At 34.3% G+C, this 20857-nt stretch carries 20 protein-coding genes; 15 read left to right on the top strand and 5 right to left on the bottom strand.

Annotation, left to right across the window (positions count from 1 at the left end; genetic code table 11):
* Positions 1-133 precede the first annotated feature (133 nt).
* Positions 134-541: a stage III sporulation protein AH gene (locus tag MKY80_RS11640; RefSeq protein ID WP_342529295.1), complete on the top strand. Its 408-nt coding sequence runs from the start codon at positions 134-136 to the stop codon at positions 539-541.
* 300 nt (positions 542-841) lie between these two features.
* Here the strand turns inward: MKY80_RS11640 and MKY80_RS11635 are convergent, their stop codons facing one another.
* Positions 842-1750 (bottom strand): ABC transporter ATP-binding protein, encoded by a 909-nt coding sequence (locus MKY80_RS11635; protein ID WP_008177795.1) that lies wholly within the window; start codon positions 1748-1750, stop codon positions 842-844.
* Positions 1750-2436, bottom strand: a complete 687-nt coding sequence (locus MKY80_RS11630; RefSeq protein ID WP_036125970.1) for an ABC transporter permease — start codon at positions 2434-2436, stop codon at positions 1750-1752. Before MKY80_RS11630 ends, MKY80_RS11635 begins: the two co-directional genes overlap by 1 nt.
* A 225-nt stretch (positions 2437-2661) precedes the next feature.
* Here MKY80_RS11630 and MKY80_RS11625 point away from each other — a divergent pair, with 225 nt between their 5' ends.
* The 9 genes from MKY80_RS11625 (at position 2662) to MKY80_RS11585 (ending at position 11354) form a co-directional block, all read left to right on the top strand.
* Positions 2662-3393, top strand: a complete 732-nt coding sequence (locus MKY80_RS11625) for a response regulator transcription factor (protein ID WP_342529290.1) — start codon at positions 2662-2664, stop codon at positions 3391-3393.
* The gene (locus MKY80_RS11620) at positions 3390-5111 is read left to right on the top strand and encodes a HAMP domain-containing sensor histidine kinase (protein ID WP_342529288.1); all 1722 of its coding nucleotides are present in this window, start codon (positions 3390-3392) and stop codon (positions 5109-5111) included. Before MKY80_RS11625 ends, MKY80_RS11620 begins: the two co-directional genes overlap by 4 nt.
* A gap of 804 nt (positions 5112-5915) precedes the next feature.
* Positions 5916-6350 carry a hypothetical protein gene (locus MKY80_RS11615; protein WP_008177804.1) on the top strand — a complete coding sequence of 145 codons (435 nt, stop codon included), beginning with the start codon at positions 5916-5918 and terminating at the stop codon, positions 6348-6350.
* A gap of 125 nt (positions 6351-6475) precedes the next feature.
* The gene (locus tag MKY80_RS11610) at positions 6476-7249 is read left to right on the top strand and encodes a hypothetical protein (protein ID WP_342529285.1); all 774 of its coding nucleotides are present in this window, start codon (positions 6476-6478) and stop codon (positions 7247-7249) included.
* A gap of 36 nt (positions 7250-7285) precedes the next feature.
* A complete protein-coding gene (locus MKY80_RS11605) occupies positions 7286-7735 on the top strand; it encodes a hypothetical protein (protein WP_342529283.1) in 450 nt (149 codons plus the stop codon).
* 19 nt (positions 7736-7754) lie between these two features.
* Positions 7755-8666, top strand: coding sequence for a tetratricopeptide repeat protein (locus MKY80_RS11600; protein WP_008177808.1), 912 nt, complete (start codon positions 7755-7757; stop codon positions 8664-8666).
* On the top strand, positions 8659-9945 hold the full coding sequence (locus tag MKY80_RS11595) for an ATP-binding protein (RefSeq protein WP_171364878.1): 1287 nt from the start codon (positions 8659-8661) through the stop codon (positions 9943-9945). Before MKY80_RS11600 ends, MKY80_RS11595 begins: the two co-directional genes overlap by 8 nt.
* A 260-nt stretch (positions 9946-10205) precedes the next feature.
* Entirely contained in the window at positions 10206-10619 is a 414-nt protein-coding gene (locus tag MKY80_RS11590) for a DUF4279 domain-containing protein (RefSeq protein ID WP_342529279.1), read from the top strand.
* 78 nt (positions 10620-10697) lie between these two features.
* The gene (locus tag MKY80_RS11585; RefSeq protein WP_342529277.1) at positions 10698-11354 is read left to right on the top strand and encodes a Type 1 glutamine amidotransferase-like domain-containing protein; all 657 of its coding nucleotides are present in this window, start codon (positions 10698-10700) and stop codon (positions 11352-11354) included.
* 342 nt (positions 11355-11696) lie between these two features.
* On the opposite strand, the gene MKY80_RS11580 is transcribed toward MKY80_RS11585, so the two are convergent.
* Positions 11697-12596: a PhzF family phenazine biosynthesis protein gene (locus tag MKY80_RS11580; RefSeq protein WP_008177815.1), complete on the bottom strand. Its 900-nt coding sequence runs from the start codon at positions 12594-12596 to the stop codon at positions 11697-11699.
* 91 nt (positions 12597-12687) lie between these two features.
* Here MKY80_RS11580 and MKY80_RS11575 point away from each other — a divergent pair, with 91 nt between their 5' ends.
* Positions 12688-13602 carry a LysR family transcriptional regulator gene (locus tag MKY80_RS11575; RefSeq protein ID WP_342529274.1) on the top strand — a complete coding sequence of 305 codons (915 nt, stop codon included), beginning with the start codon at positions 12688-12690 and terminating at the stop codon, positions 13600-13602.
* An 89-nt stretch (positions 13603-13691) separates the two neighbouring features.
* On the opposite strand, the gene MKY80_RS11570 is transcribed toward MKY80_RS11575, so the two are convergent.
* Positions 13692-14603 (bottom strand): DNA-3-methyladenine glycosylase, encoded by a 912-nt coding sequence (locus tag MKY80_RS11570; RefSeq protein WP_171364874.1) that lies wholly within the window; start codon positions 14601-14603, stop codon positions 13692-13694.
* Between the two features lie 164 nt (positions 14604-14767).
* Between MKY80_RS11570 and MKY80_RS11565 the strand changes: the two genes are divergently transcribed.
* The 4 genes from MKY80_RS11565 (at position 14768) to MKY80_RS11550 (ending at position 17579) form a co-directional block, all read left to right on the top strand.
* Positions 14768-15481 (top strand): 2OG-Fe(II) oxygenase, encoded by a 714-nt coding sequence (locus MKY80_RS11565; RefSeq protein WP_089986501.1) that lies wholly within the window; start codon positions 14768-14770, stop codon positions 15479-15481.
* 87 nt (positions 15482-15568) lie between these two features.
* Entirely contained in the window at positions 15569-16207 is a 639-nt protein-coding gene (locus tag MKY80_RS11560) for a bifunctional transcriptional activator/DNA repair enzyme AdaA (RefSeq protein WP_089986502.1), read from the top strand.
* Positions 16191-16724 (top strand): methylated-DNA--[protein]-cysteine S-methyltransferase, encoded by a 534-nt coding sequence (gene adaB / locus MKY80_RS11555; RefSeq protein ID WP_342529266.1) that lies wholly within the window; start codon positions 16191-16193, stop codon positions 16722-16724. Before MKY80_RS11560 ends, adaB begins: the two co-directional genes overlap by 17 nt.
* 36 nt (positions 16725-16760) lie before the next feature.
* Positions 16761-17579 carry a radical SAM protein gene (locus tag MKY80_RS11550; RefSeq protein WP_342529264.1) on the top strand — a complete coding sequence of 273 codons (819 nt, stop codon included), beginning with the start codon at positions 16761-16763 and terminating at the stop codon, positions 17577-17579.
* A 696-nt stretch (positions 17580-18275) separates the two neighbouring features.
* Here the strand turns inward: MKY80_RS11550 and MKY80_RS11545 are convergent.
* Positions 18276-20825, bottom strand: coding sequence for a Spaf_1101 family AAA-like ATPase (locus MKY80_RS11545; protein WP_342529262.1), 2550 nt, complete (start codon positions 20823-20825; stop codon positions 18276-18278).
* Between the last annotated feature and the right edge of the window lie 32 nt (positions 20826-20857).

Raw genomic sequence — 20857 nt, 5'->3', positions numbered from 1 at the left:
TAATCAACATAAGCTTTTATGATTTTGCATCCATTCGTTATGACAAGCAAAGGATAGGAAAAATAATCACTTAGTGTTTTTTACAATGGTTTTCATTCAAAATCATGGAGTTGCTACCCGCAGCTCTTTTTTTATGGAGCAACGCTATCAACATCTTATCGATATACTAGCGAAACGATGTAACCGCTTTGCCTTTGTTGAGAACAGACAATTGATGGAAAATGAAGAATTACGGTTAGCCGCTGTTGATGAGCTATTGGCTCCTATTAAAAGTCAGCTTATCGAAAGAAAGGTTCAAAATGAATGGGTGGCGACGACAACGCTTGGCGAAAATACGGCATTTGTTTATTATTTTCTATTAAATGATACGACTGCTCAATTTTTGAAGGAGCGTACCGACTCACTTTTTGGTTGGATTACGCCAGAATTACCGGAGGATTTAATGTTTTATGACGATGAACAATGTTTATTAGCAGCTTGCTCGCACGAGGGTTTCTTCTGGATGGATGAAAAGGTATGGGACCGTTTTTTATTAAGCTAAAGATGTATGCTTGTTACTTAATATAATGAAAAATAAGGGGGAGTACTTTATGTTATTTATACTGTTGTTTGTTATACCAGTATTAGGAGTTTTATATTTTTTAAATTTTACTACTTTTTTAAAGAAACTAATAAATGGAAAAAATACGTATAATCAAAATGTACTAGGAGCAATTTTAACCTTTATGCTGATCTTTACAATCATGTACTGCTTTGCTGGACTCCATTAATGGTTTAACGAGAAAATACCAAAAGCACGAATACGTAAGCAACTCCTTTAAAAGTAGTTGCTTACGTATTGTTAGTCATTCATAAATATCTCTTCTAATGAAGGTCGATTTGTTTGAATATCAAAAATGTCTGTATCAAATTTACATAAGGAATGCACAATGCTAGCAATATCTGATTCATCACGTATTGCCACAGTAATGTGTTGATTATCCGAATAGTTAATCGTCGTCCAAGCTTCGATTTCTTCGCGAGCATGACGGTACAACGTGTCATTTTTAGGTAAGAGCTTAATAGTTGTTTCAATAGTAGTCTGAAATTGCTTTTGTAATTGATCGATGGTTCCTAGACCTGAAATAATGCCGTTTTTCATAATAGCAATCCGGCTGCATAGCTTTTCCACTTCATTTAAATTATGTGATGTCATAAAAATAGTTTTGTTTTGACTGGCTAATGTTCGTATGAATTTTTGCATCTCTAACGCAGATTCCGGGTCCATCCCCGAAGTAGGCTCATCTAGGAAAATTAAATCTGGATTTCCGACGACAGCCTGTGCGACGCCTAGCTTCTTTTTCATCCCGAACGAGAATTTTTTTGTTTTAACATGTACCGCATTCTTTAAGCCTACCTGCTCTAATAAATCTACACATTGTTGTTTAGTTACCTTGTGCTTTTGTAATTTTGCAAAAAATTGAAGATGTTCCAGAGCAGTATCATTGCCATAAAACTCGGTATAGTCTGGTAGAACACCCACCTTGTGTTTTACACGATCAAGCTGATTGTTAGGTACACCTAAAATTCGAAATTGCCCACTAGTTGGAAGAACAATCCCTGTAAGCATATTAATGAAAGTTGTTTTCCCTGCACCGTTTCTTCCTAAAAAGCCAAAGATTTCTCCCTCCTGTACTTGTAAATCGATGCCCCGTACAACTAAATGCTTGTGATAGGATTTTTTTAAATCCATTGTTTCAATTACGGTCATTACAAATCCCTCCTATGAAGACTAAGTATCGAGACTCCTACCATAATAGCTGCAAATAACAGAACAACGAGCCATCCCCATGTTCCGCCCTCAAGCATATAATGATACGGAGTCATATATTTAATGATTTTTAACCAGAGTTTTTCTGAAAAAAGGCTCCATAAACCGAATGTAGGAATAGCCATACTAATTAGTAATCCAATAAACATGGACATCGATCGCTTAGGAATGAGACATGATAGTAGCACACATAATGATACGATGTACGCTAGCATAACAAATAAGCTACCGAATGTTTTAATATAAAATTCATGAGAAAAGAATGCGATTATACTAAATGACGCTAATAAACAAATAAACCAGTATGAAAAAATTCCTAATAATTTGCCTACAATAATAGAAGATCGAGATGTTTTTGTTACTAGGAACCGAATTGTCCTACTTTCCGTTTCCCTATTAATGGTGTCGTGAAATAAAGAAAAGATAAATAAAAAGCCCATTATATAAATTAGAAATACCAGTCCACTTACATAGCCAGCCTCAGCAAATTTAATGCCAGTAAGGAGACTGCTATTTGTGACAAAATCAGATAAATAATAGGAGACGGCAATAAAAATGCCAATCGTAATAAGTGAAAAGATACTGCGAAATGATTGAATAAACTCCTTTTTCCAAATAGCAATCATAGTGGTTCCTCCATAATAGAAATTTATTTTTAACACTCTTTAGAGTATAAAGGCTGATTTTTACGTAAGCCGAAACGGTAGATGACATGTTAATAAACTTTTATGAACGTTGTTTATGTTCTGTTTATATTCGCTTTGTAGTGGTGACAAACTAGCAGTATTATTCATTGGAAAAAACATGTTAAAATGAATTCCATGTTAGACGGGAAAGGACAGATTTTAAATATGAATTTACAAGATGTGGCCATTTTACTTGTTGATGATGAATCAGCCATTTTAGATATGTTACAAATGGTTTTAATGAAAGAGGGCTTTCGACAAATAGATCGTGCAAGTACTGCTCAAGAAGCGTTAAATGCATGTAATAAGAAGCCATACGACATGATTTTATTGGATGTCATGCTGCCAGATAGGAGTGGCTTTGATATTTGTCCATTTATTAGGGAGACAACAGAGGCCCCGATTTTATTTATTACAGCAAAAAACTCAGACTTAGAAAAATTAACAGGCTTTGCTATGGGCGGGGATGATTATATTACAAAACCATTTAACCCATTAGAAATAGTCGCTCGAATGAAAGCGCAACTACGCCGCGTTAAATTATATGAGGAGGAAAGACCACAGCACATATCTTTAAATACGTTCATTTACGATTTTGGTCGATTCCAGGTGAATGAGCGTGCAGGGGAATTAATGGTGGATGGACAAGTCATTTCTTGTCCCGCTCAGGTCTATCAATTACTACTCTTTTTTTGCAAGCATCCCAATCAAATATTTACGAAAAGTCAGTTATATGAAGCTGTCTGGGGTGATCATAGCTTTGGGGATGATAATACGGTTACCGTACATATTGGCCGTATACGCGAGAGGATAGAAAAGGACCCGAAGGACCCCGAATTGTTATTAACCATTAGAGGACTAGGCTATAAATTAATTCAAAAAGAGGGGATGGTATGAATCGAATTAGTCGTCGACTTGCCTTTACCTTTATTTCACAAATTGTTTTTGTATTAGTGGCTTTAGCAATAGGTACCATCATTTTTTTAGTGTATGTTGGGTTGCAGTTAGAAAGTAAACCTGAAACACAGCATGTATCAAGTAGAAGCAATAGTACATTAAGGCAAACATTTTCAATTGAAAATGGCCATGTGTCGTTAGATGCTAACAAAATTTCTGATATAGAAAAGCGTGAGGAATGGCTACAAATAATCGATGCTCACGGAAATATGTTGGCCTCTTCCAAACTACCATCTGATGTTCCAACGCATTACGAAGCTGGTCAATTAATAGCCTTTTGGCAAAAAAGCATCCCGTTCCCATACGAGCTCATTATTAGCCAGGAGGAGAAGGGTGGACAAACCTATTTTGTTGTAGTTGGTCAAAAACGTCCTGCACGACAGCTAGCAGAAAAACTTCCAATTGAATGGGATGGAAAGCGCCTCTCTCAGCAAGGGGAGCGGCTATTGGAAGAAACTCACGGAACGCTAGCCATTTATTCAGCGAATGGGGAGATCCTCCAACAATACGGGAATGTGGAAAATCCTCAAGCAAAACTTTCACTCGATCATTTACTTGGGGATGAGGCTGATCAGCTTAGAAATAATGGCAGCCAATATATACATTTTGATGCAGAGAAACAGCAAACATGGGTCATTGAAGTACCATCCGCTGCAGTAAAGGTGGAGGAAGGTAAGCATAATACCTATTTAGGAAAAGCATTTCTTCTATATGGAGTAGCCCTTATTCTATTCATCATCGCCACAGCGTTTTGGTACGGTAAACGATTTGGGCAACCCGTTCTCTATATTGTTAACTTTATTCAACGATTGGCAAATGGTAATTATCACGAGCAAGAGGCTAAGAAAAAAGATAGGTCCCTAAATCGTCGTGGCAAGAAGAAGCGGTCCTTCCGTTTATTTCGAGAAATTAATGATTCCTTGAATGATTTGAACCAGCAGCTCACGCAGAACGAAAAGCTTCGCAACCAAATTGAAAAAACTCGCGAAGATTGGATTGTTGGGGTCTCTCATGATTTGAAAACACCTTTATCTTCTATAAATGGTTATGCGCATGTCCTTGAATCAGCCCCCTACAATTGGTCACAAGAAGAGTTTCAACAGATTGGGAAAACATTACGTGAAAAATCAACCTTTATGTCTGAATTAATCGATGATTTAAGCTTAACGTATCGCCTAAAAAACAATGCCTTGCCCATGGTTCGTCAAACGCAAGAAGTAAATGAAGTCATTCGAAGAGCCGTTATTCATTTTATAAATGATCCGCAATTTACTTTTTATAATATTTCATTTCATGCTTCTGAAGAGCCGATATCATACCCTCTTGATATGAAATGGTTTACGCGTATTATTGATAATATGATTTCTAATGCTATTAAGCATAATCCGACAAATACGAGAATTGATATTATTGTGCAGAAGGAAAGTGATCATTACTTCACTGTTCGTATTCAGGATAATGGTATTGGAATGGATTCATCCACGTTAGATCAATTATTTGAACGCTACTATCGTGGTACGAATTCAGAGGAAAACACAAGTGGTTCGGGGTTGGGCATGAGCATCGCTAAACAATTAACACTAGCCCATGGTGGAGAAATAGCTGCTTCTAGTACTCCCGGAGAGGGTACTGTCATTGTATTAAAATTTTATTCATGATGGCAGTCCTGCCTTTTATGTCCTTAAATTTTGGAAATAAAGGGTAGGACTTGTTTTCTGCTTGGATGTAATTTTATTTTATTAAATCCGTCACAACTTGAACAAGTAAGAATAAAAAAGCGATAAGTTGAATCCATGTTGTTGGATGTGGGGAATAGCAGTAAAGTATAAAGAGGAAAGCGCCTGTACAGCTTGACAATGAGATCATTCTTGATAACTCGACTGCTTTTAAATAATGGAGAACAAGCAATAAGCATGCTGATTTATATAGGGCAAAATGTAAATTGTAATAGATACAAAAGGGGAACATCAAATTTGGATGTTCCCCTTTTGTATGCTGAAAATAAATCTATGAGGTAGTAATGAATAAAAAATGGGAAATTTTGATCTAATAACTAATTTTGAGTATTTAGGGAGGGAAGTCCAGTAGCGATTTATTAGAAAAAGTAAGTAAACTTTGGATATAGGGATTGGAAAGAAAATACGTGAATACATAGAATCAAAAGTAAAAAAAAATAAAAACGAACTATTAATAAAATAAACATTTGAAATGTTCGTATTTTAGCCTTCAAAATGCGCTTTCTCCACCGACTGGAGACTGTCCATTTTGAATTAAACACGAATATTTAATGATTATGAAGATGTTTCTAACATTCAGCGATGAAAACAGTAATTTTAACAGAAAGCATTTCAATAAATGATCTGCCTATACATTTAAAGAAATAGTTTCCATTATTGATAAATAAATGTATAATACGAAATGTCAATGGGATAGGTACTAAATAGAAGGAGGCTTATGGTTAGTTGCATTCACTTTATACACCAAGCTTAACTAATAAGAAAGTAAGGAGGACAAAAAGCTTTAGCATACATAATTTAGTCATCGTTGCCTTTATTGGAGGTCTACTTGCCATTACGATCGTTGGATTTATAAATGCCAACGCCCTCAAACTAGAGAAGCATTACATCAGACTACTAATAGTAAGCAGTGTAATTCTCCATACGGCTACTATAATCTTTTATGTTTTCCTTCCTTTTTCCGCAGAAATGGATTTGCTAATCAATCGGTTACTGGCTGGAGTAAGTTATTTTATCTTTTTGGTGATTTTGAAAAGACCTTATAAAGAACATTTAGTATTTGTGGGGGAAACAAAATCCCTGTACTGGATAGGGATTATCTATTGTTTAATTTCCATCTTTATAGATGGTTTTCTTAGAAATAGTGTCCTAGCTAATTAGGGAAGGAATTTATGTGCATGAACAGTGAAAAAGAAAATACACCTATGGCTCTTATTGAACACTATTTTGCGATTGGAAGATACACAAATGTTATTTCCTTAGTGAAACAACGGATGGCTGAAGATATGGAAAATAAGGAATTATGGTATATGCTAGCTGTCAGTCATTATTCCATAGGTCAATATGAAGAAGCACTTGAGCCATTTCTTAAAGCATTTCAGTTAGGGTATGATAAAGGCGTCATTTACTATTTTTTAGGCGGCATCTATATGGCAACGGAACAGTGGCAAAAAGCAGAAGAATCTTTTTTGGAAGCATTACATAATAATCCAAATGATGCGTATGTTTATTCAGCATATGCAATTTTGATGAAAATGACGGGTCATAGAAAAAAAGGCAGTTTATTAGTAGAAAAAGCTCTAGCATTAGATCCTAACAGCACAGCCGTTTTATACCACTATTCACTTACTGAAATGGCTGCAAAAAAGGAAAAGCACAATTCTGCACTAGCACTTTATATGAATTCAGCGGATAGTGAGTTTGCAAAGTTAATTCATCTTGGCTGGAGTGCTGCCTTTAATAATCGATTTAAGGAAGCTAAAGAATATTATCGACAAGCTTTTCTTATAAAACCTGAGGATAAAAGAATTTTATCGAACTTAGAGGAATTGGAAATTAAAACTCACCCGCTTTTGCTTCCTTACCGTATAGTAGAGCGAATAGGCGGTATTGGATTTGTATTCATGATGTGGCTTATACTTTGTCTGCTTCTTGACAAGCTTATTTCCAATGATAACTTTATCAATCACCTACTTCGCTTTTCTATTTTTTTCACACTTTATTATTTTATATCTATTCCCATTGTAAAAGGCTTAAGAAAATGGAAGAGCCCTAAATAAGGAAGAAAAAATTGAAAAGGAGACAACTAAGGAATAATGGAACATATTTATCAACCTAGTATATTAAACGAAAATGAGGATCGAACACGAAGTTATGTTGTAAACAATTTATTTTTCGTCGCTTTTTTTGGTGGAATTTTTGCCATTGTAGCATTAGGTATGCAAAATGCTAAGAGGTTAAAACTTGAAAAAAAAAATATCCTAATACTATCGATTCTTAGTGGTTTACTAATTACAGGAAAACTAATCATAGTTTATGTCATCGGACAAGGAATCCTAGCGATTGATGAAGACTACATAAAGGTTTTTGGACGAATTATTGCAGTGGCTGGATTTTTTATTTTTTTCGCCTTTTTAAATAAGCCCTATAAAGATCATCTAGCTGTTGGTGGACAAACTGAGTCCTTATGGATGCCAGGCTTTCTAGCATGTATTGTTTCTGGATTTATCGAATTTATCGCTATGGCATACCTATTAGCGCTTTAAAAAGGAGCTTTACTACAGAATGATTGAACATAAAAATATTGAAATGAATGAAAACTATGAAGAGGCAACATTTGAAATAATAGAACACTATTTTGAAATAGGGAAATATGCACAAACGATTGAACTTATTCATGAGGTGATAGCTGAACATCTTGAAAACAGTCGACTCTGGTTTATATTAGGCTACAGTTATTATGTTATGGATGATTACAATAGAGCTGAATTGCAATTAAAGGAAGCCCTGCATTTGGGTTACAGTGAAGAATTGGTTTTCCATATTCTTGGATATATTTATATGGAAAAGGAGCGTTGGAAGGAAGCTGAAGAAGCTTTTCTCGAAGCATTACGAGCCAATCCAGATAATGCTGAAAACCATGCTGCTTATGCAGTTCTAATGAAAAAAATGGGGCATCGAAAAAAAGCAAAACAATTAATTACTAAAGCGCGTGAGATGGCTCCTGAAAATAGTTTTGTATTACGTAACTATTTTATATTAGAGGAGATTAATAGCCCTAAAAAACAACGAATCCTTGCATTGGAGCAATATATGAATTCAAGTGATAGTGAATTATCTAAACTATTACACTTGGGAATCCATGCATCCTTTCATAACAAAGAAAAAGAAGCACAAGAATATTTTAGACAGGCTTTTCTACTTAACCCTGAGGATAAAGGATTGTATGAATTATTAGAGGAGTCTGAACTGTCAGGACACCCGCTATTAGCACCTAATCGCCTCGTTGAATATATAGGTGGTACTGCTGTCATTTGGCTAATAGGAGTGGTCATTTACTTTTCATTAATAGGTTCAGGTTTTAATACGGTAGCGGTTCTATTTATAAAATGCTATATTGCATTAGCTCTATATACATGGATATCAATTCCTCTTGTAAAGGGATTAAAAAAATTAAGGGGCTACAAATATGGATAAAATAAAATGGTTACAACAAATGGTAGATCAAAATGCTAATGATCCACAAGGGTATTTATGGCTTGGCAAAGAACTAGCTGATCAGCATCGTTGGCTTGAAGCGGTTCAAACTTATTCTTTAGGTCTTTCTTTTTGCTCGGACGATGAGCTAAGAAATGACATCATTCAGGAATTAACAAAGGCTGGTTTACAAATTCAACACTCTCCAAAGAATGCTAGCTCTGCTGGAATTGACGATGAAGACAAGGCTGAATTAGCTATTGTAGATCATTGTCTAGACACAGTAGCAGAGGTGGAACTGGATAGTCCAGATAACATTCCTGACATACAGTTAAAAGATAGAAAAGTAAAAAACCTTGAACCGAAGTTTAGGGTGATTGATGGGGATGCACCTAAAAAGGCTATAAAAAAAATCGATGAAATAGTGACTTTTGCGGATGTTGCTGGTCTTGAGGATTTAAAGAAAACGATCAACTTACGCATTATTAGTCCATTTTATAACAAGGGATTGTTTGCAAAGTTCCGTAAAAAAGTTGGGGGTGGCGTTCTTCTTTATGGACCACCTGGCTGTGGGAAAACCTATATCGCTAAAGCGACAGCGGGAGAATGTAAGGCGAATTTTTATCCCGTTCATATTACAGATATCTTAGACCCTTATATAGGAGTAAGTGAACAGAATTTAAAAGCTATATTCGATAAGGCTCGCTTCCAAAAGCCTAGCATTATGTTTTTTGATGAAGTAGATACTATTGGCATGAGTCGTTCACAAACGTCCTCCCATGTTCGTGGCATAATCGATACGTTTCTAACCGAGATGGAAGGTGTGGATACAAACAATGATGAGGTTCTGGTGATGGCTGCTACCAATACACCATGGGATGTTGATAGCGCTCTAAAAAGACCTGGTAGATTTGATCGGCTCATCTTTGTAGCGCCACCAGATGAAAAAGCAAGAGAGCAAATTTTTAATTTGAAATTAAAGGGAAGATTTGTTGAAAATGTTGATACAGCCGTATTAGCAGCCAAAACGCCATTTTTCTCAGGTGCTGATATAGCTAATGTAGTGGAATTAGCTACTGAATATGTGCTAGAAGAAATATTACTTTCAGGTAATGAAAGACCCATTACTACCGACGACTTAGTAAGGGCACTACATGAACTTCAGCCTTCTACATTAGATTGGCTTCGTACAGCAAAAAATTATGTTAAATACGCAAATCAATCAGGGTTGTATAATGACGTAGAAAAATATCTTCGAGCACATGCACGGTATATATAAGTAAAAATGGCTATCTCCAAATATTGATAGCCAAACATGAAAAAAACCTTTTAAACATTCAAAGTTTAGAAGGTTTACTTTTTTACATGGTACTTTATATAAATAGGTAGTTACTTTAATTGCATATTTTTGGGCATGAGCATTGCTAAACAACAAACAGTATCCCATGGTGAATAGTACTCCCGGAGAGGGTACTGTAATTGTATTTTTAAATTTTATTCTTGATGGCGTTTAATTAATTCCTCAAGAAAGGAGAAAGAATGCAAAAGCCAACAACTAATATAAGGTCTTATTTTTGTGTATTTGGAGATAATTTTCCACTAGATGAATTCACACAAAAAATAGCAATTACACCAACAGAAACACGTACAAAAGGTGCACACTATACAATTGGAAAAACGCAACACGAAAGTTATACTTCATCGTGGACTTACGAAATAGATGATCAACTAACAAGTGATCCTACTTTACAAATAAATGAACTAATAGATATTTTTACGAGTAAGGTAAACATTATCAATCAATTTAAAAAGAAATATAATTTAAAATGTAAAATAGCGGTTATCCTTGTTTTTCCTGAAACTTCTGGTCTTTTCATAGATCAAAAACTTATTAAATTTGCTTATGACACCAACTCAGAATACGATATTGATATTTATCGTGATGAAATATAAATTGCAAAAAGAAAAAAACCTTTTATTTCGTACTACAAACAGAACTTATAAAAGCAGGTATTAATGACGGAGGTACACATGAAAACACACTATTATTTAGGTTGGTTTAATGATTTTTTTCCAGAGAATCTAGGCAGGGTATTACAGGAGGATATAACTGATAGAAAATCGCTTGCTATGATTAGCTCGAATCCACTTTTGTATGAAGAGGAGGGTGCTACTGAACGCTCATGGCTTGACCAAGCAGGTATTCTATTCGATGACTATCATCTAATTAATTATCACGTACAGAAGGAAGATGCCCAAGCCTTTATTCGAAATGCGTCAGCCATTTTCTTGTTAGGTGGAGATACTCTTAAACAAAATGAGTTTTTAATAGACTATGAATTGTCGGATTTAATCAAAAAAAGCACAGCGGTTGTGATGGGGGCAAGCGCAGGAGCCATCAATATGTCTGCTAAATGGTTATGCTCGAAAAACTTTGGCTATCCAGTTGAAAAAACCTCTATATACGACGGAATTGGTCTTGACAATTTTTCCATCCTGTCGCATTTTGATCTTGAAAATAACATGGAGTTGGTGCAAGATGAGTTGTCTGCTTTATCGGAAGAAATAAATATTTATGCGTCGAACAAGGATTGCGCTGTACGTGTAAAGGGAGGCAACATCGACATTTTAGGCAATGTCTATTTAATGTCCCACACCAAAATCCAGAAATTGGATGAGACGCTCTAGCTATGGTGAAATTATGCAAAGTTAAAGCGTGTTTGGATCAAACTTATGTCCAAAACACGCTCTTTTCTTAATATCAATTTGATCAAACCTTGGCAACAAAAAGTTTAGGCTTTATCATGAAGTGTACTTTTTGTTCGAGATGGGTCTAGAAATTGTGGAGAGTTATAGTAGTACCACATTGATATGATTGGTAATGGTTTGAGGTACCTTCTTTGACTTTAAAATGTGTTTCCACCAAAAATAAAACTTCTCTAAATGCGCAAAAAGCGAAGAATTTAGAGAAGTTTATTCTATCTTGGAATTAAATACTGAAAATTCAGAAAATAATATATATATTGCTCTTTATACAAATATTTTTCCTTCAATGGAAACAACTGCAGCTCCTGCTACTTCAATAACAGCATTCTCCGCATCAGGTGTAATCGTTACATAAAGAATCCCTGGTCTATTGATCGTATGTCCTTGACCAATCATTAATTGATGTCTTTCTTGTTGAGCTAGTATATTCTCAAGATATAAATAACCGCCTAATGCACCGTTTGCCGCACCTGTAACTGGATCTTCATCAATTCCTATATTGGGGCAAAAATCTCTTGTGTAAATATCAAATTGCCCATTTGTGTCAAAGGTAAAGAGGTGAGTGGTTGAAATGTTAAAATCATTGTTCATCTTTTTAAGCTCGTTTAAGTTAGGCTCTGCTTGGTCAATTGCTTGACGGGTCTTCACTGGAACCATAAGATGTGGGACACCTGTATTCGCTATTTTTATTGGATATCTATCATCAATGTCTGTTTCAAGTATACCTACAAGATCCGCAACGACTGCTGGGCTAATGTCGATACTTTTTACTTGAGGACGTACTTGAGTCATAGATACTCGCGTTAATTGATTATTTTCCATCAGCCATTTTACAGGAATTAGGCCTATATTGGATTCAAAGACTATTTTATCGTCCTTATCAATCCAATTATACTTAGTAGCCATTAACCATGCTGTACCTAATGTGGCATGACCGCAAAAATCAACCTCTTTGGTTGGTGTAAAATACCTTATTTTATAATTGGCATTAGCATTCGTTGACGGTAAAAGAAAGGCCGTTTCCGAAAGGTTTAATTCATTCGCTATTTTTTGCATGTCTTCGTCTGTTAAGTTTTCTGCATTCGGTATAACGCCCGCTGGATTCCCTCCAAAAGTTTCTGTTGTGAAAGCATCTACATAATAGAACTCTATCTTTTTAGTCATGGCTATCTCCTCCTTTATTCTAAGATTATTGTATTATGATAGAATTAATAAGTAAAATTCATGTTTTTGATCATCAACATGAGGAAGTTGAATGGAAAGATTAATCGTACATGGGGGTTATATTGTGAACCTGTTGCAAATAGAAATATTCGTCAAAGTAGTCGATATGGGTAACTTCACAAGAGCAGGGGAAATATTGGCGATGACACAATCCGGAATCAGTCATAATATCGCTTCTTTAGAGTCAGAACTCGGTATTACACTTTTGAATAGAGGGAGAAATGGAATCTCATTAACAGATAGTGGAGAACGTATTATAAAACATATGAGAAATATCCTAACAGAAGCCGAAAGCATTAAACAAGAAACCGCTTCAATTTTAGGTATACAAAATGGAAAAATAAATATTGGTAGTTTTTCAAGCTTCTCATCAAAATTGTTGCCTACTATCATATCAAGGTTTAGAGGAGAATTTAAGGGAATTGAAATAAACTTTTATGATGGCAGCTATGATCAAATAACGCGTTGGGTAGAAGAGGGGAAAGTGGATATTGGTTTCACGTCTTTAAGTAACCCCTTGGATCATTTGAAGACAATTCCTATATTAAACGATAGATTGGTCCTCACATTACCAATTCATCATCATCTTGCAATAAATGGACAAGTAAAAGTGGAAGATCTTCAGGGGGAGGCTTTTATTATGCCCAAGCTAGGATGTGAGGTAAGTGTTATGAAATTTTTAAAGGAACAAGAAGTTTCCCCAAACATCCAGTTTAATGTGGAAGGTAATCAAACTATCATTGCAATGGTACGGGAAGGATTAGGCATTACCATCATGCCAGAGCTAGCTTTACCCTATAATTTACAAGGTACCATTGTAAAACCTCTCTTACCCGAACCTTCCCGTGAAATAAGCATTATTACTCGATCAAAGAAGCAATCCCTTCCTGCTGTCAAAGCGTTTATAAAGACAACGATGGATTGTATAGAAGATTTACAGCTTTAATATGAATTTAGAAACGAAGAGGCAGAGAGCATGTTTTGATTCATTTTTTCAAAGCATGCTCTTTATAATTGGTCTCAAATAGAATTTATTTAGTAAAGGACACGCCATAAATAAAAGGTGGCGTAGGATTCCCAGTTTTTCCATGGTATCGATAATTCCGTGATTTCATCTTTCGTCGGCTTTCGATTCATATTTTGTAATAGTTTTATCGAATTAATAAGACCCACATCATCGATTGGAAAGGCTGTCTGGAACCTAAGGCAGCGCATTAAAACATAATTGGCTGTCCAAGGGCCAATTCCTCGTATTTTAATTAAGCTTTTTTCAGCATCTTTAAAATCCATTTTCATTAATTTTTCCTTCGACAATTCTTCACTTGCCATTAATTTCGCAATGCCAATGATATATTCGCTTTTTTTCACCGTCATTTTAATATCTGCAAGGTCTGAGGGTGTTAACTGTGCAATTCTTTCGTACGATGGGAACACCCAATATTTATTACCATTCCATTCGATGAAATCGCCAAATTTTTCTACAAATTGCCTCTTTAAGATGTACGCGAAGGCTAAGTTAATTTGTTGGCCTAAAACTCCCCAGCATAAAGCTTCAAATAAATCAGGAATGCCAATTACTCGTAATCCATAGAAGTTTCGGGCAGGTACTTTAAGTAAAGGATCTGCTTTTGCCATTTCATAAAAGGGTGTTAAATCGTTATGAAGATCAAACCACTCATCCATAAATTTGACAATCTCTTCGCATTTCCACCTCTCAATAGGTTTAGATTCATTTAAGAATTGAACAAGCATTTGTTTATTATTAATGACGTTTATCTGTACTAAGGACCGAATTTCACCGATAGTTATTACTTTTGTAATGCTATCATTCTCTATTTCATACATGCATTCATTCTGTTCTCTTGATAGATAGCCTAGATTGGCATTCATGTTGAACTGTTCAGGTAGGGTAATGACAATACCATTCTTGACTTCATGCCATATCATTTTTTTCATTCTCCTTTACAAAATACATTGATGTCATTTTTACTTTATCACATCATCATCTTTAGTAATTTTGTTATCTTGCTATTACATTCTAAACACCTTATTTTTTTCAATGGATGAGGTTATAGTGTTAGTTATCAAGAATGCTAAATAGGAGGGATAACATGATACAGGACATAAAGGCACGTGTCGAAAACTTAGATTGGGAGTCCATTCAAAATGAATTAGATGAGCAAGGTTTTGCAAAGCTTCCAGCAATTTTAACAAAAGAGGAATGTGAATTTTTCATGGAAATGTATGGGGAGGAAGAGTCCTACAGAACGACAATCAATATGACGAGATATCGCTTTGGAAATGGGGAGTACAAATATTTTTCATATCCATTACCCGACATCCTTCAACATTTAAGAGAGTCTTTTTATGTAGAATTAGCGAAAACAGCTAATCGGTGGCTGAGCTATTTAAAGAAAACGGAGCAGTATCCAGAACAACTTCAAGATTTTTTGAATACCTGTGAGGAATTTAATCAAACGAGACCGACACCTTTACTATTAAAGTACGAAACAGGCGGATTTAATTGTTTGCATCAAGATTTATATGGCGATCTATTTTTTCCGTTTCAAGTAGTGTTTGTATTAAATCAACGTGAGAAAGACTTTTCCGGTGGAGAATCTTTATTAGTAGAACAAATCCCACGTGCCCAAAGCAGGGGACATGTCATTACGTTAGAGCAAGGCAGTGCACTTATTTTTCCAACTAACCACAGACCTGTTCTCGGTAAAAAGGGTTATTATAAAAATACAGTACGGCACGGTGTAAGCACGGTTATTTCGGGAGAACGATATGGCCTTGGAATCATTTTTCACGATTCTAAATAAACATTAAATTTCAATATGTTGCTATTTCATTCTTTGAAATGTCCATTTTGAATGGATAGGGAGTATATTATAAGTTGAGGTGAGAAAATGCCAGATAGAATGGATCACGGCCACAAAGAGAGCTACACTCAAAGTCATTCGAATGATGTAGAACTGATAACAGAAGAGAAATGGCAAGCCATTATAAATAATGATATAACGTACAATAATCAATTTTTTTACGCTGTGAAGTCAACAGGGATATTTTGTAAGCCTTCTTGTAAATCACGCGTTCCGAAAAAAGAAAATGTATGTATATTTCAAAACGCAGAACAAGCTCTCCGTGCAAATTTTCGCCCTTGTAAACGGTGCAAGCCTACAAATGAAAATCTACCTGATAGCGAGTGGGTTAATTTAATTACGGAATATATTGATAAAAATTTCACAGAAAAACTAACGCTAGAATCGTTAGCAAGCATTTGTCATGGAAGTCCGTATCATATGCAGCGAACATTTAAAAAGATTAAGGGCATTACGCCAGTTGAGTATATACAGCAAGTTAGAGTTCACGCAGCTAAAAAGTATTTGATTCAGACAAATAAAGCGATTGGAGATATCGCCATTTGTGTGGGGATGGCTAATACGCCTTATTTTATTACTTTATTTAAAAAGAAAACGGGCCAGACCCCAGCGCAATTTCGTCAAATAAGGAAGATGGAGGAACAGGACAATGGAAAAATTGAATAAACCAACACTTTACTGGTCTTTACTAAAGTTTAAAGATTGGAACTTCTATATAGCGTCAACGTCAAAGGGTCTTGTGTTTATAGGTTCACAGAACAAACCATTTGAGGAATTAGTCGAATGGGCGACGAAACACTTTCCAGGAAGTCCGCTTGTTGAAAATGCTGAAAAACTTGAGCCCTTTGTCGTTGAAATCACTCAGTATCTAGACGGAAGACGGAAATCCTTTACGATCCCATTTGAGTACGTAGGTACACCATTCCAGCAAGCAGTTTGGCAGGCACTTTGTGATATCCCTTATGGGCAGACGAAATCCTATTCTGATATTGCAAATGATATTCATAAACCCGCAGCTGTTCGGGCAGTAGGTGCGGCTATTGGGGCTAATCCAGTATTAATTACGGTGCCATGCCATCGCGTAATTGGAAAGAACGGCTCATTAACTGGCTATCGGGGCGGATTAGAAATGAAGACTCTGCTCCTTAATCTGGAAAAGCGAGCTTCATTACACATTGAGTAATCTAATTATTGCTGTACAACGATTGGAGATGCCTTCATGAGTAGTGAATTATTCTATAAAAATCCAAAAACCATTCTGAATAAAGGGACTGGCTTCCTTTCCGGATATACGCATTCACTTAATCCTTATACAGGCTGTTCATTTGGATGTTCCTATTGCTATGTACGTGAAATGCCAGTATCTCTATTTCGGGAAGGAGAATGGGGAAATTGGGTAGATGTAAAAAATGGAGCTGCACATTTACTAAAAAAAGAAATTCGTCGCGCCAAAGCTAAAGGAAATGTCACCATTTTTATGTCATCAAGTACAGATCCATATCAACCAATAGAGCAAAAGGAAAAGGTGACACGATCTCTACTAGAAGTTATGGTAGAAGATCCACCTGACTTCTTATTAATACAGACTAGAAGCCCACTGGTAAGTCGAGATATCGATTTGCTGCAACAATTGAAGGAAAAAGTTCGAGTAAGTATGACGATTGAAACCGATTCTGAAACGATACGAAAACATTTTACTCCAAAGGCACCTCCAATCCAGGCACGCTTTAAAACATTGGGAAAATTAGCAGCTGCAGGCATACCAACCCAAGTTGCTATAGCTCCCATTTTACCAAGTGGGAACCATTTTCCGTTGAAACTAAAGCCATATGTCGATCGGATCTGTATAGATGACTACTTCATGGGCGATGGTAGTGGCGGTAAACGCACACGAAAACTCGGTATTGAAAAGAAATACGCCCAACTTGGTTTAGAGGAATGGTACGGACCACATGTTCTTAAAAATGTATATAACCGATTTATTGAAGTCTTTCCCGAAAATCAAGTGTATGTGAGCCAGGCTGGGTTTGAGCCTTAAAAAGACTGTATTTGGAACGATGAATAGAGATTTGAAAACCATACCAAATAATCATGCAATTAAAGGTTTTATCAAGGGTGCATTTTTTAATTGGAGTTTTAGCTGTAATAGCGAATTATTTAAGGGGATGATGGATTGATACTATGGGTACTATTAATTAATAAGCACGTAAAGTAAAGATGACATCTGTAAATAAAAAACGTTTGGTAACAACAAGCAGGTATAAATAACTTGCTTGTTGTCTTTTCATTAAATTTAATTTAAGCAGAGTCTACAGCATTTATGGTCTAGTGCATATAAAATTTTGTTGTCCTAAACAAAATTAACTGAGCGTTTACTACACTTATTTTTTTAATGTAAAAAGACAATTAGTTTTGGACATAATGAATGTCTTATAAATGCATGATATATAAGGATTGTTAAATATTAGTGTCCAAAACTAATTGTCTTAAAAATGGACAAATAGTTTTGGACTTCTTGTATTTTGAGACAATTAGTTTTGGACAAATGAAATTTTTCATGAAGAATGGAATCTTTCGATACTACACCTTTTGAAGATAGAAAGAAATATGAAAAACTTGAGCATGGGTTGTGAAGGGAAAGAATACAAAAAAGCAATACAGATAAGTCATAGGACTATTTTGTATTGCTTTTTTTACTTTTGTAAACGTTGAAGAAAAAAATGTAAAAATAAAATTAATTTAATATTGTTGAGTAAGTAAACATTTTATCTTTAAAAGCTTGCCCTCCACCTTCTAAATGTACCATAATCAGTTTCATAATTTTTTCATCACTAATGTATCCTGTCTTTTCAATATATCCTGACTTTCCATCTGAATTTAAAATTATGACCTGTTCAGCATCAGCATTAGTTACAATTGTAGAATTATGTGTGACAACTATAACTTGTCTATGATTTTTTATCTTTCTTAAACTTGCTACTAGAGTGTTATATATATATTGATTATCTAAATTGTCTTCTGGTTGGTCAATAATAAAGGGCGTATAATCCCCTATATATTTACCATATTCCATTATAAAAGTAAGGAGAGCTACTACCTGTTGTCCTAAAGAAAGAGTTTCAATTTCTCTAAAATTAGAGCTAAGCGTCGCTAATGATTGTTTTGAATTAATATTAAATAACAATGTAAAATCATCAATTGATTTTATATAGTTCTCAATGGATTGAACAGTATATTCTTTATTATTTTTAACAATATCATATAATGGTCCAAGCAATCTTCCAGTAGTAACATTGTCTATATTTTCAAAACCATTGGCAATATCCTTTGATGTCAATGGTTCTGTAGCGTATTTTTTTATAGGTTCAATCTTATTAATTCTTGCAAATTGTCTGTTTACCAACATATCTAAGAATTCTAAATATGTAATCTTATTTAGAATAACATCTAGGTAGGTGATTAAATCAATCCATTTTAGCTTAGTTTTCGAAATATACCTATCTAATTTGATATTTGAATTTCTAAAAAGCTCAAAAATATAATTGGATGTTTGATTTTTTAGAGGCGAAAATTTAATTTGTATGATATTACTATAATGATTATTAAATCCTTGAGTTTTTTCAAAAGCATTTTTCTCAATTTTTTCAATAACAGGATATAGTTTTGAGATAGATGTTTTAAGATTTTTCAAAAAATCTTTTTCCTTAGAATTTCTAAGTGTTAAAAGTATCTTACTTAGTTGATCATTACTAATACCAGCATGTATTACTTCCTTTATAAAATTACCTAATTTACGTTGTTGAATTAAATTTATAATATGGTTTATAGAATAATGCTTTTTATATACAGTAGTTAAAATCATTTCGCAATCGTTTATATCTGAAATTTCTATTGCACTTTTTCTATCAGGTATTTCATATAAATCATACCATTCTTTTGATAATTTTTTTTCATCATCTAATGAACTGTTTTTGAAAGCTGTATAGGAAAAAAAATCGTTTCGTGTTATATCATAATGATCATAAACTTGTGGAAGAAATCTAATAACATAATCTTTATTGTATGCTCTAAATACTACATAAATTGTTTCATATAAAGAGATAAATTTTAATTTATTGATAGACTCAGCTTCTTGAGTAAAGATGGTATCCATAATATTTAAAATTGTACTTTTTCCAGTTCCTCTTCCTCCAATAATACAATTAAGATCTTTTGAAAAATCCAGAATGAATAAATCATTTGATTGATTTTTTCTTAAGAAACTATTTTGTACAGGTTTTATAGCTATACCTTTAATAAAAATTGGCGTTGATTCTGGTTTTTCAGTGAAAATACAGAAAGTGTGATTTTGGAGTGCGATCTTTAATGCTTTAAAAGAAATTCTGTTCATTTTAATCCAAGTATTTTTAACACCTATTTCGGAAAGTAAGTGTGAATCACTTTCATGTATAAAACATATTTTCGAACTATCAAATGATTTGCTTGTTTTACTTTTCCAACCATCTACATTTAAGTTGGTAATACCGAGAATTTTGCAAAAATCAGGATTAAATAATTTTTCTTTATATAATTTTGTACCTACACCTTCATATGTATTTATATGAGCGATATAACCAATGCCCTGATTCTCTTTGATTAAATTAAGTATTGTATAGGTATTTTCAATTGTTCCAGATTTTTCATCATGAATTATCTCATTCAAGAAACGCTGTACATTATCATAGCTGCCTTCATCAAATATACCTACAACATGATTGCAATCAGAGCAACTTATTTCAACACCTAAAATTAATTTAATATCGGATATGTTTTTTTTACTTGGTTTAATTTTTTCCTGATAATATTGGTTTAGAGAATATTTTAATTTGTAGAAACCTGAAATTGTATTATGGTCAGTAATAACAGCAACTTCAATGGATTCAGTGTACATTTTATAAGCTATTAACTGATAAGAAAGATATTCTTTAAAACTTTCAAAAGGCAATTTTTTTTCAGTTAGTATCTTTAAATATTCTTCGTCTGAGAATTTTCCCGATTTAAAATCATTCAGATAAATACATTTTTCATTTTCGCTAAAGTATCCTAATTCATAAGCATATTCAATTATTTCCTCTTCAGTTAAATCGTAATAGTACTTATCAGGTGTTTTTAATCGATAATCATATGATGCAGGAGTATGAAAGTGTATTTCAGCTTTTTTTACTTTTCCGAATCTTTTTCGTAGATTTTCAATTTGATTGTAAACATCTAAAACACCTATTGCAGATTTTTTTAACCTTACCAAAAATACCACCTCAAGAATATACTATCATAAAA

This window comes from Lysinibacillus sp. FSL R5-0849, assembly GCF_038595075.1.
GTDB classification, from domain to species: Bacteria; Bacillota; Bacilli; order Bacillales_A; family Planococcaceae; genus Lysinibacillus; species Lysinibacillus fusiformis.
This window is presented reverse-complemented; position numbering and strand designations above follow the sequence as displayed.

Excerpts from the sequence above, each read along its gene's own strand:
- MKY80_RS11640 (WP_342529295.1), top strand. The coding sequence starts at position 134 with ATGGAGCAACGCTATCAACATCTTATCGATATACTAGCGAAACGATGT.
- MKY80_RS11635 (WP_008177795.1), bottom strand. The coding sequence starts at position 1,750 with ATGACCGTAATTGAAACAATGGATTTAAAAAAATCCTATCACAAGCAT.
- MKY80_RS11630 (WP_036125970.1), bottom strand. The coding sequence starts at position 2,436 with ATGATTGCTATTTGGAAAAAGGAGTTTATTCAATCATTTCGCAGTATC.
- MKY80_RS11625 (WP_342529290.1), top strand. The coding sequence starts at position 2,662 with ATGAATTTACAAGATGTGGCCATTTTACTTGTTGATGATGAATCAGCC.
- MKY80_RS11620 (WP_342529288.1), top strand. The coding sequence starts at position 3,390 with ATGAATCGAATTAGTCGTCGACTTGCCTTTACCTTTATTTCACAAATT.
- MKY80_RS11610 (WP_342529285.1), top strand. The coding sequence starts at position 6,476 with ATGGAAAATAAGGAATTATGGTATATGCTAGCTGTCAGTCATTATTCC.
- MKY80_RS11605 (WP_342529283.1), top strand. The coding sequence starts at position 7,286 with ATGGAACATATTTATCAACCTAGTATATTAAACGAAAATGAGGATCGA.
- MKY80_RS11600 (WP_008177808.1), top strand. The coding sequence starts at position 7,755 with ATGATTGAACATAAAAATATTGAAATGAATGAAAACTATGAAGAGGCA.
- MKY80_RS11595 (WP_171364878.1), top strand. The coding sequence starts at position 8,659 with ATGGATAAAATAAAATGGTTACAACAAATGGTAGATCAAAATGCTAAT.
- MKY80_RS11590 (WP_342529279.1), top strand. The coding sequence starts at position 10,206 with ATGCAAAAGCCAACAACTAATATAAGGTCTTATTTTTGTGTATTTGGA.
- MKY80_RS11585 (WP_342529277.1), top strand. The coding sequence starts at position 10,698 with ATGAAAACACACTATTATTTAGGTTGGTTTAATGATTTTTTTCCAGAG.
- MKY80_RS11580 (WP_008177815.1), bottom strand. The coding sequence starts at position 12,596 with ATGACTAAAAAGATAGAGTTCTATTATGTAGATGCTTTCACAACAGAA.
- MKY80_RS11575 (WP_342529274.1), top strand. The coding sequence starts at position 12,688 with ATGGAAAGATTAATCGTACATGGGGGTTATATTGTGAACCTGTTGCAA.
- MKY80_RS11570 (WP_171364874.1), bottom strand. The coding sequence starts at position 14,603 with ATGATATGGCATGAAGTCAAGAATGGTATTGTCATTACCCTACCTGAA.
- MKY80_RS11565 (WP_089986501.1), top strand. The coding sequence starts at position 14,768 with ATGATACAGGACATAAAGGCACGTGTCGAAAACTTAGATTGGGAGTCC.
- MKY80_RS11560 (WP_089986502.1), top strand. The coding sequence starts at position 15,569 with ATGCCAGATAGAATGGATCACGGCCACAAAGAGAGCTACACTCAAAGT.
- adaB (WP_342529266.1), top strand. The coding sequence starts at position 16,191 with ATGGAAAAATTGAATAAACCAACACTTTACTGGTCTTTACTAAAGTTT.
- MKY80_RS11550 (WP_342529264.1), top strand. The coding sequence starts at position 16,761 with ATGAGTAGTGAATTATTCTATAAAAATCCAAAAACCATTCTGAATAAA.